The organism is Methylonatrum kenyense (assembly GCF_023195885.1).
In the GTDB taxonomy this organism is placed as follows: Bacteria; Pseudomonadota; Gammaproteobacteria; order Nitrococcales; family Aquisalimonadaceae; genus Methylonatrum; species Methylonatrum kenyense.
On sequence record NZ_JALPKO010000015.1, the window covers coordinates 23,331 to 29,758 of the forward strand.

General features: G+C 63.4%; 8 protein-coding genes. 3 read left to right on the forward strand and 5 right to left on the reverse strand.

Translation table 11 applies throughout. The features are described from left to right. Positions 1-96: 96 nt before the first annotated feature. The 5 genes from rplS to ffh form a co-directional block, all read right to left on the reverse strand. Positions 97-450, reverse strand: coding sequence for a 50S ribosomal protein L19 (rplS, locus tag M0534_RS13010; RefSeq protein WP_248568870.1), 354 nt, complete (start codon positions 448-450; stop codon positions 97-99). A gap of 30 nt (positions 451-480) precedes the next feature. Further along, positions 481-1,230, reverse strand: a complete 750-nt coding sequence (trmD, locus tag M0534_RS13015) for a tRNA (guanosine(37)-N1)-methyltransferase TrmD (RefSeq protein WP_248568871.1) — start codon at positions 1,228-1,230, stop codon at positions 481-483. 2 nt (positions 1,231-1,232) lie between these two features. Then, entirely contained in the window at positions 1,233-1,745 is a 513-nt protein-coding gene (gene rimM / locus M0534_RS13020; RefSeq protein ID WP_345894729.1) for a ribosome maturation factor RimM, read from the reverse strand. 13 nt (positions 1,746-1,758) lie between these two features. Continuing rightward, on the reverse strand, positions 1,759-2,025 hold the full coding sequence (gene rpsP, locus M0534_RS13025) for a 30S ribosomal protein S16 (protein WP_248568872.1): 267 nt from the start codon (positions 2,023-2,025) through the stop codon (positions 1,759-1,761). A 228-nt stretch (positions 2,026-2,253) separates the two neighbouring features. After that, positions 2,254-3,639 carry a signal recognition particle protein gene (ffh, locus tag M0534_RS13030; protein WP_248568873.1) on the reverse strand — a complete coding sequence of 462 codons (1,386 nt, stop codon included), beginning with the start codon at positions 3,637-3,639 and terminating at the stop codon, positions 2,254-2,256. Positions 3,640-3,800: 161 nt separating this feature from the next. Between ffh and M0534_RS13035 the strand changes: the two genes are divergently transcribed. The 3 genes from M0534_RS13035 to M0534_RS13835 form a co-directional block, all read left to right on the forward strand. Continuing rightward, on the forward strand, positions 3,801-4,655 hold the full coding sequence (locus tag M0534_RS13035; RefSeq protein ID WP_248568874.1) for a cytochrome C assembly family protein: 855 nt from the start codon (positions 3,801-3,803) through the stop codon (positions 4,653-4,655). Between the two features lie 49 nt (positions 4,656-4,704). Next, entirely contained in the window at positions 4,705-6,000 is a 1,296-nt protein-coding gene (locus M0534_RS13040) for an HlyC/CorC family transporter (RefSeq protein WP_248568875.1), read from the forward strand. Between the two features lie 20 nt (positions 6,001-6,020). Beyond that, on the forward strand, positions 6,021-6,428 hold a 408-nt coding region (locus M0534_RS13835; RefSeq protein WP_428348943.1), incomplete at its 3' end, for a helix-turn-helix domain-containing protein.

Sequence of the window (6,428 nt, forward strand, 5' to 3'; positions counted from 1 at the left end):
GACAGGACCGGCTTTTGGCCTCTCCTACCGGTTGCTCCATCAAGGTGCGTTTTGCCTTGAGTGTTCCGGAGCGGTGAAACCGGGGATATGCCCGGCTTACACGCGCTCCTTGATACGCGCCGCCTTGCCCTGGCGGTCACGCAGGTAGTAAAGCTTGGCCTTGCGCACGTCACCGCGGCGCTTGACCTTGATGCTTTCGATCAGCGGGCTGTAGGTCTGGAAGACGCGCTCCACACCTTCGCCGTGGGAAATCTTGCGCACCGTGAAGGCCGAGTCCAGACCGCGGTTGCGCTTGGCAATAACCACGCCCTCGAAGGCCTGCAGCCGTTCGCGGCCACCTTCACGCACCCGCACCTGGACGACCACGCTGTCGCCGGCACCGAATTCGGGGATCTCCCGGCCAGCGGCCGCCATCTGTTCCTGATTCAGTTCGTCGATGATGTTGCTCATTGCTCTCTATCCCCTGCCGGCGCGAGCGCGTCAGCGCCCGCCATCACGATGTTCGTTGATAAAATCCTGCAACAATGCCTGGTCCGATGGATCCAGCTGTCGTTGCGCCATCAGCTCCGGGCGTCGCAACCAGGTGCGCCCCAGCGCCTGCTTCCGCCGCCAGCGCGCGATGGCCTGATGATCGCCACTGAGCAGCACTGCCGGCACGGTCATTCCATCAATCGTTTCGGGTCGCGTGTATTGCGGATAATCCAGCAACCCGTCGGTAAAGGAATCGTACGCCGCCGAATCCTCGTGCCCGAGTGCTCCGGGCAGCAGCCGCGTCACCGCGTCGATCAGCGTCATGGCGGGCAATTCACCGCCACTGAGCACGTAGTCCCCCACCGAAATCTCTTCGTCCACCTCGGTGGACAGCAGCCGTTCGTCGATCCCTTCGTAACGGCCGCACACCAGCAGCAATCGCTGCCGCGCCGCCAGCTCCTGAACCAGCGCCTGGTTCAGCCGACGGCCCTGCGGGCTCAGGTACGTGACCCGGGCCGGCTCGGGCGCCGCGGTCCTGGCGCGGCGGATCGTGCTGCGCAGCGGCTCGACCCGCATGACCATGCCCGGCCCGCCGCCATAGGCCCGGTCATCCACCGTCCGATGGCGGTCGGTAGCATCATCGCGCGGGTTCCAGTGGTTCAGTTGCACCAGCCCCTGATCCACCGCCCGGCCGACGACTCCGACCCGCGCCACCTGCTCCACCAGCTCTGGGAACAGGCTGACCACATCGATGCGCATGGTCAGAACTCCGGATCCCAGTCCACCTCGATCCGGCGGGCCCCGAGATCCACATCCAGCACATACTGCTCGAACACCATCGGGATCAGGTGTTCCCGCTCACCGCGCACCACGAGCACATCGTTGGCACCGGTTTCGAACAGGTGATCCACCTGCCCCAGGGCCACGCCGTCCGTTGTGACGACGTCGAACCCCTGCAGGTCGGACCAGTAAAACTCGTTATCGGCCAGCGGCGGCAGTTCATCGCGGTGCACCGCGATGTCGCAACCAACTAGACCGCGGGCAACATCCCTGTCGTCGAGCCCCTCAAGACTCACGACGACACCCTTGCCCTGCAATCGCCCTTCCAGCAGCTTCAATGTCTGCCAGTCCTCGCCGCGCCGCACCTGCCAGTTCGGATACGAGAGGATATTCTCGCGCGGCTCGGTGTGCGACATGACGCGGACCCAGCCACGCACACCGAAAACGCCCATGATGCGGCCGATGACGATCCGACGGTCAGCGGTCGCGCTCACGGCAACACCTGCCTCAGGCAGCGTTTTCCTGCTGCTTGGCGTACTGCTTGACCAGGTGCGCGACACGCTCGGACGGTTTGGCGCCGTTGGCGATCCAGTAGTTCACGCGCTCCATGTCCAGACGCAGCGGTTCGTTCTTGGCCTGACCACCCGGCAGCGGGTTGAAGAAGCCCAGTCGTTCGATGAAACGACCATTGCGCGCATTACGGCTGTCCGTCACGACCACGTGATAAAAAGGACGCTTCTTGGCGCCGCCTCGAGCCAGACGAATGGTAACCATGCTCTTGCTAACCTCTTGACGATCCGCAGCCCACGGAGAATGCGGGCGATTTAGTGAATCGCGCATTGTACGGAAAACCGCAAAACGTTCAATGTTTAATCTCGTGAAACACTGTTTTGTTGCCGCGTCTGCGCCCGAGACCGGTTTTGGTCATCCGGCAAGGCGCGCTGCGCCGCGCGCGAGCCACTCCCTAGCCCGGTGCGTCAGGGCGGTGAATCCAGCGATTCCTCAGAACTTCATGCCCGGCGGCAGACCGCCGCCCGGGGCACCGGGGCCACCCATGCCCCCGAACTGGCGCATCATCTTTTTCATGCCGCCCTTCTTGAACTGCTTCATCATCTTCTGCATCTGCTTGAACTGCTTCAGCAGACGATTGACGTCCTGCACCTGGGCACCCGAGCCCATGGCGATGCGTCGCTTGCGCGAGCCATTGATCAAGTCCGGCTTGCGCCGCTCGACCGGCGTCATGGAATTGATCATCGCGATCAGGCGGGCCACTTCCTTGTCGTTGACCTGCCCCTTCACCTTGTCCGAGATCTGACCCATGCCGGGCATCTTGTCGATCAGGCCACCGATACCCCCCATGCCGCCGATCTGGCTCATTTGCTCGCGAAAATCCTCCAGGTCGAAACCCTTGCCGCTCTTGAGCTTCTTCGCCAGCTTGTCGGCCTGATCCTTATCGACGCCGCGTTCAACCTCTTCCACCAGGCTGAGCACATCGCCCATACCGAGGATGCGCGAGGCGACCCGCTCCGGATGGAACGGCTCCAGTGCCTTGGTTTTTTCGCCGACACCGAGAAACTTGATCGGCTTGCCGGTGACATGGCGGATCGACAGGGCCGCACCACCACGTGCGTCACCATCGGTCTTGGTCAGGATCACGCCGGTGAGCGGCAGCGCCTCATTGAAGGCGGCGGCGGTATTGACTGCGTCCTGGCCGGTCATGCTGTCGACCACGAACAGGGTTTCAGCCGGCGTGATCCGGGCGTGCAGCGCCTTTACCTCGTCCATCATCGCCTCGTCGACGTGCAGGCGACCGGCGGTATCCACCAGCACCACGTCGTGATACTGCAGGCGCGCATGCTCCACCGCGGCGCGGGCGATATCCACCGGCTTCTGGTCGCCGCTGGACGGGAAGAAATCCACCTCGACTTCGGCCGCGAGGGTCTTCAACTGATCGATGGCGGCCGGCCGGTAAACGTCACAGCTCACCACCAGCACCTTTTTCCTCTCGCGCTCACGCAGGTAGCGCGCCAGCTTGGCGATGCTGGTGGTCTTGCCCGCACCCTGCAGCCCGGCAACCATCACCACCGCCGGCGGCCGCACCGACAGATCCAGGGCGTCGTTCTCCTCGCCCATCATGCGAACCAGCTCGTCCTTGACGATCTTGACGAAGGCCTGGCCCGGAGTAAGTGACTTGCTCACCTCCTCGCCCAGCGCCCGCTCCTTGACGTCCTTGACGAAGGCTCGGACCACCGGCAGCGCGACATCGGCCTCAAGCAGCGCCATGCGCACTTCACGCAGGCTGTCCTGAATGTTGTCCTCGGTCAGCCGGCCCTGGCCGCGCAGGCGGCGGACGACACCATCGAGACGTTCGCTCAGGTTGTTGAACATGGATCCGCGGACCTCAATGCAAGTACAGTTGTTGAGGAAACACTGATCTATTCCCGCGTCTGCGCGGGAATAGATCAGTGTTTCCTTAAGGCCAGCAAGGGTACCTCAGCTGGCGCACGGTCGAAACGGCCGCCGGCTTTGACCGCCCCGGCATCTGTGCCATGATCCGACGTCTGTTGGGCTCTCCCGACGACTCGATTCCGTCCATGGAACACGTCACACTCATCATACTTGCCATTGTGCTCTACCTCTGTGCCAGCGGCGCCTTCTCGCTGCGCCTGGCACGCCAGGGGGATTCACCACCAGCCGCGCGAACCGCCGCCCTGGGCATGGGGCTGCTGGCGATCGCGGTGCATGCCGTGGTGCTCTGGGGGCAAACAGTCCTGCCACAAGGTCTGAATCTCGGCTTCTTTACCGCCGGATCACTGGTCACCTGGCTGATGGCGGCACTGATTCTGATCGCCGCACTGCGCAAGCCGGTGGAAAACCTGGCAGTCGTCATCCTGCCGATCAGTGCCGTCGCCCTGATCCTGTCGACGGTTTTCGCACCGGCCGCGCCCACCGGCGGCAATGTGCCACTCGGCCTCGAGGCGCATATCCTCAGTTCGATTCTCGCCTACAGCCTGCTCAGCATCGCGGCGTTGCAAGCACTGGTGCTGGCCTATCAGGACCACCATTTGCACAACCGCCACCCCGAAGGCCTGATTCGCCTGCTGCCACCGCTGCGGGTCATGGAGACGCTGCTGTTCCAGATGCTCTGGCTGGGCTTCGGCCTGCTCACCCTATCGCTGGTTACCGGCGCGATTTTCCTCGAAGACATCTTCGGCCAGCACCTGGTGCACAAGACCACGCTGTCTATCGCCGCCTGGCTGGTGTTCGCGATCCTGCTGTTCGGACGCTGGCGCTACGGCTGGCGTGGACGGACTGCGATTCGCTGGACGCTGGGCGGCTTCATCGCGCTGATGCTGGCGTATTTCGGCACCAAACTGGTGCTGGAACTCATTCTTTTCCGCTAATCCCTGCTGCAATGCCTGCTGCTGATCCACAGATCCGGGAGAACAGGCCGTGAGCGACATGCCAATCGGCGTCATGTTCGCGCTGCTCGGTCTGCTGGTGGTGCTGTCCGGCTTCTTCTCCAGTTCGGAGACGGCGCTGATGACACTGAACCGCTACCGGCTGAAACACCTGGCCAAGGCGGGGCATCGCTCGGCCCGCCTGGCGGCCCGCCTGCTGGAGCGCCCGGACCGGCTGATCGGCGTCATCCTGCTGGGCAACAACTTCGTCAATATCCTCGCCGCATCGCTGGCCACGCTGATCGCACTGCGCCTGTACGGCGAGGGCGCCATCGGTGCGGCCTCGCTGCTGCTGACCCTGGTGATCCTGATCTTTGCCGAAGTGGCACCAAAAACCATGGCGGCGCTGCACCCGGAGCGGCTGGCATTTCCGTTTTCCTGGCCCCTGGCCGTGCTGCTGCGGGTGTTCTACCCGGTGGTTTATGTCACCAACGGCATCGCCAACAGCCTGCTGAAGCTGTTTCGCGTCTCGCCGGATGACGCCAATGACTCCTCGCTCAGTCGTGAGGAGCTGCGCACCGTGGTCAACGAGGCCGGCGCGATGATCCCGCGGCGACACCAACGCATGCTGATCAACATCCTCGATCTGGAGAAGGCAACCGTCGAGGACATCATGGTGCCCCGCAATGAAATTGTCGGCGTGGACCTGGACGATGACTGGGACGACATCGTCAATCAGCTCAGCAAGAGCCAGCACACCCGGCTGCCCGTCTACCGCGGCAGCATTGACGAGGTCCAGGGGCTACTGCACCTGCGCAGTATCGTTTCCTCGCTGGTCCGCGGCGACCTGGACCGCGAGCGACTGCTGGCCGCCACCCGCGAAACCTACTTCATCCCGGAAGGCACGCCGCTGCAAACCCAGTTGCTGAACTTCCAGCGCAAGCAACACAGGATCGGCATGGTGGTGGATGAATACGGCGACATCTTGGGCCTGGTCACGCTGGAAGACATCCTCGAGGAGATCGTCGGCGAGTTCACCAGCGACCCCGCGGCCGGTTCACGCCACCTGCGACCACAGGAAGACGGCAGCTTCCTGGCCCAAGGATCAATCAGCGTCCGCGAGCTGAATCGCCTGCTGGACTGGAACCTGCCCACCGACGGCCCGAAGACACTGAACGGGCTGATCATGGAGCACCTGCAATCCATCCCCGAACCCGGCATCAGCCTGATCATCCACGGCTTCCCGGTCACCATCGTGCAAACGCGGGGCAACAAGGTCAGGACGGCGCAGATACAGATTAGAAAGAAGGGTGGTCTCAACTGGTCGATGCAACACCATTCTATCTGAGGCGATAGGAGGATGTTGCGATGGGACGCAGGCGACGGACTGGGTTAACGGCCGCTGACAAAGCGGAGCTTTGGAGGCGGTGGCGGCAAGGACACTCGGTTAGCGACATTGCGCGGGCGCTGGCTTGTACGCCGCCGGCCATTCATCGGATCGCGGCTCTACACGGCGGTATCACCCCGACGGTTCGCCGGCGTTCGACCCGCGTGCTGAGTCTCGCCGAACGCGAAGAGCTCTCGCGTGGCCTGGCAGCCGGTGAGTCGTTGCGGTGCGTCGCCAGGCGTCTTGGCCGTGCACCCTCGACGCTGTCTCGTGAGCTACATCGCCATGCGCGCGGTTGCCGTGATGGCTATCGGGCGACGACAGCCGACCAGCGTGCCTGGCAGAACGCCCGGCGGCCAAAGCCCTGCCGACTCGTGCAATATCCAAGG

What these genes read in the sequence shown, in the direction of transcription:
- trmD (WP_248568871.1), bottom strand. Translation starts at nt 1,230, where the DNA reads ATGCGCATCGATGTGGTCAGCCTGTTCCCAGAGCTGGTGGAGCAGGTG.
- M0534_RS13035 (WP_248568874.1), top strand. Translation starts at nt 3,801, where the DNA reads ATGATCCGACGTCTGTTGGGCTCTCCCGACGACTCGATTCCGTCCATG.
- rpsP (WP_248568872.1), bottom strand. Translation starts at nt 2,025, where the DNA reads ATGGTTACCATTCGTCTGGCTCGAGGCGGCGCCAAGAAGCGTCCTTTT.
- rplS (WP_248568870.1), bottom strand. Translation starts at nt 450, where the DNA reads ATGAGCAACATCATCGACGAACTGAATCAGGAACAGATGGCGGCCGCT.
- ffh (WP_248568873.1), bottom strand. Translation starts at nt 3,639, where the DNA reads ATGTTCAACAACCTGAGCGAACGTCTCGATGGTGTCGTCCGCCGCCTG.